The sequence below is a fragment of the Streptomyces sp. NPDC007162 genome (genome assembly GCF_040634175.1).
Classification (GTDB): domain Bacteria; phylum Actinomycetota; class Actinomycetes; order Streptomycetales; family Streptomycetaceae; genus Streptomyces.
Window position 1 is genome coordinate 1 of record NZ_JBEYFC010000839.1, and the last position, 2,562, is coordinate 2,562.

3 protein-coding genes and 1 pseudogene are annotated in these 2,562 nt (G+C 71.3%); 1 reads left to right on the forward strand and 3 read right to left on the reverse strand.

Annotated features, from left to right (window positions below; genetic code table 11):
* Positions 1 to 369, forward strand: a pseudogene (locus tag ABZ646_RS44730) (alkaline phosphatase); the annotation flags it as partial.
* 18 nt (positions 370 to 387) lie between these two features.
* On the opposite strand, the gene ABZ646_RS44735 reads toward ABZ646_RS44730, so the two are convergent.
* From ABZ646_RS44735 to ABZ646_RS44745, 3 genes are all read right to left on the reverse strand, one after another.
* Positions 388 to 783, reverse strand: coding sequence for a luciferase family protein (locus ABZ646_RS44735; RefSeq protein ID WP_360532997.1), 396 nt, complete (start codon positions 781 to 783; stop codon positions 388 to 390).
* 142 nt (positions 784 to 925) lie between these two features.
* Entirely contained in the window at positions 926 to 1,855 is a 930-nt protein-coding gene (locus tag ABZ646_RS44740) for a carbohydrate kinase family protein (protein ID WP_360533000.1), read from the reverse strand.
* Entirely contained in the window at positions 1,852 to 2,529 is a 678-nt protein-coding gene (locus ABZ646_RS44745) for a class II aldolase/adducin family protein (protein ID WP_360533003.1), read from the reverse strand. The genes ABZ646_RS44740 and ABZ646_RS44745 overlap by 4 nt, the downstream gene beginning before the upstream one ends.
* Positions 2,530 to 2,562: the final 33 nt, after the last annotated feature.

Genomic DNA, 2,562 nt, shown 5'->3' on the forward strand with positions numbered 1-2,562 from the left:
GTACGGCCCCAGTTCAAGATCGTGCTGACCGGCGGGGTGGCGCGCCCCCAGTCGTACGAGCTCGTCGGGCCGCTCGCGGACGGGGTGTTGAGCCAGATCACACTGGATGTGGCGGTGCTCGGGGTGGTCGCCTTCGACGCCCGCCACGGGGCCGCGGCCCATGACGAGGCGGAGGCCGCCGTCAACCGGTTGCTGTGCGAGCGTGCGGCGCGCGTGGTCGTCGCCGCCGATTCCAGCAAGCTGGGCGGGCGGGCGTTCGCCCGGATCTGCGCGGCGGAACTGGTGGACACGCTGGTGACGGACACGGCGGCGGCGCCGGAGGCGGTGGGCCGGTTCGAGGAGGCGGGTATCCGGGTCGTCACCGTGTGAGCCGGCCGCGGACCGCGGTCACATGCCGCTGGTGTCCGCGCTGACGAACCCGGCGCCCCGCTGGTCGTTGCAGCCGAACACGGGCCGGTCGGCCGGGTCGGGCCAGTTCTGCTGGGCCTGGAGGGCGACGCTCACCAGGGTCAGCAGCAGGTCGACGTCGCTCGCGGCGTCGAGCCGTATCGTCACCCACTGCGAGCCGGGGACGATCCGGATCGCCCCCGTGTTCTTGAGGTCCTTGGCGAAATGCCGGACGGCACGGGCGGTCAGACGCAGGTCCACATCGCGGTCGGAGTGGAAGTGCGCGATCTCGCCCTGCGCCGAACTCACCGCCTGGCCCAGGCCGCAGCTCGGTAGGACCTGGTTCAGGTCGGGCCAGGTCGCCAGTTGCGCGAGAGCGCGCGAGGCCAACGTCATGGGGTCATCATGACCCGCTCACTCTCCGGTAACCAACCAGCGGGCCGTTATTAACCGAGCTGTTGCCGGGCTCTGTCCGAACACAGACTCAGGGGGCGAGTGGACATCCGCAGGATTTCAGCGGTTCGAGGGACAGAAGCTGTCACGCCCGCCTGGCGCCCGCGGCCGCGAACGCGTCGGCGGCGGCGAGGTCGAAGTCGCCGTGGTCACTGCCGAGGCCCTGGGCGACCAACGCGGCCACGGCGTTGCCGAGTACGGCCGATTCCAGCGGGGTGCGGCCCAGGCCGACGCCGTAGACGAACCCGGCCGAGAAGGCGTCACCACAGCCGGTGGTGTCGACGACGTCGATGTCGAACGCGGGGACCGTCTCGGTGCCGTCGGCGGTGACCAGCAGAGCCCCGTCCGCGCCACGGGTGACGGCGACCAGCCCGGCACCGGCGCCGACCAGTTTCTTCGCACCGGCCACCAGGTCGTCCTCCTCCGAGAAGCCCAGCACCTGGTCGTCGTTGGGGAGCAGGTGGTCGATGTGAGGCAGGGCCGGCGCGAGCTGCTCGAAGCTGCCGAACACCCCGGGCGCGAGCAGGTCGACGGAGGTGCTCACGCCGTGCTCCTTGGCGAAGTGCAGGATTTTGGCGGCGACCTCGATCCCGATCAACTCCGGTCCGCCCAGGTGCAGATGGGTGGCCTCAGCGAGGGCCTCCCAGGGCACGTCGTCGAGGCCGTAGGTGACATTGGCGCCGAGCAGATGGAGGGAGGGCCGGTCCCCGTTGGAGCGGATGGGCAGCACGCTGGCCGAGGTGCCGGTGTCGATCCGGCGGACCAGGAACCCGGTGTCGATCCCGGCCCTGCGGAGCAGTTGCACCAGCATGTCACCGGTGGCGTCGGCGCCGATCGCCCCGGCGGTCTGCACCGTGGCGCCGAGCTTGGCGAGGCTGAGGGCGGTGCCGGCGGCCGTCCCGGCGGCGGTCATCCTGATGTCCTCGACCAGGGTCGCGCCCTGCCCCTCGGGGAGCGCGTCCACCGGCCGCACCAGCACGTCCAGCACGTGCACGCCCATCGTGACGACTCTCATGGCTTGCCCTCCTGCAGGGATCGGGTGGTGCCGTAGTTGCGGGCGATCGCGGCCTCGATCACCGCGAGTTGCTGCTGCTCGTCCAGGGCCCGGGGCTTTCCGAGGGCCGCCGCGTGCTGGTAGACCCCGCAGGCCCATTCGAGCAACAGGGCGTTCTCGACGGCCTTGTCGAGGGTCGGACCGATGGTGACCGAGCCGTGGTTGGCCATCAGGGCCGCGCTGCGGCCGGCCAGCGCGGTCAGCACCGACTCGGCCAGGTCCGGAGTGCCGAAGGTGGCGTAGGGCGCCACTCGCACGGCGCCACCGAGGGTCAGCAACTGGTAGTGGATACAGGGAAGTTCGTCGAGGACGCAGGAGAGGGCGGTGGCCATCGGGGCGTGGGTGTGGACCACCGCGCCGGCGCCGAAACGCCGGTAGACCCCGAGGTGCAGGTCGAGTTCGGAGGTCGGTTGCAGCGTCCCGGCGACGACCTCTCCCGACAGGTCGACCACCGTCACCTGGCCCGCGGTGAGGTGGGCGAGCACCGCACCGGTCGCGGTGACCGCGACCCGGTCCCCCACCCGCACGCTGACGTTTCCCGCCGTGCCGACGAGCAGTCCCGCGGCTCCCAGGCGGTGGCAGACGTCTGCCACCGCGGCCCGCTCCTGCACCAGTGCGGAGCTTGAGTCCGTCATGGCCGCGACGCTAACCAAAACCAGAAACAAAGT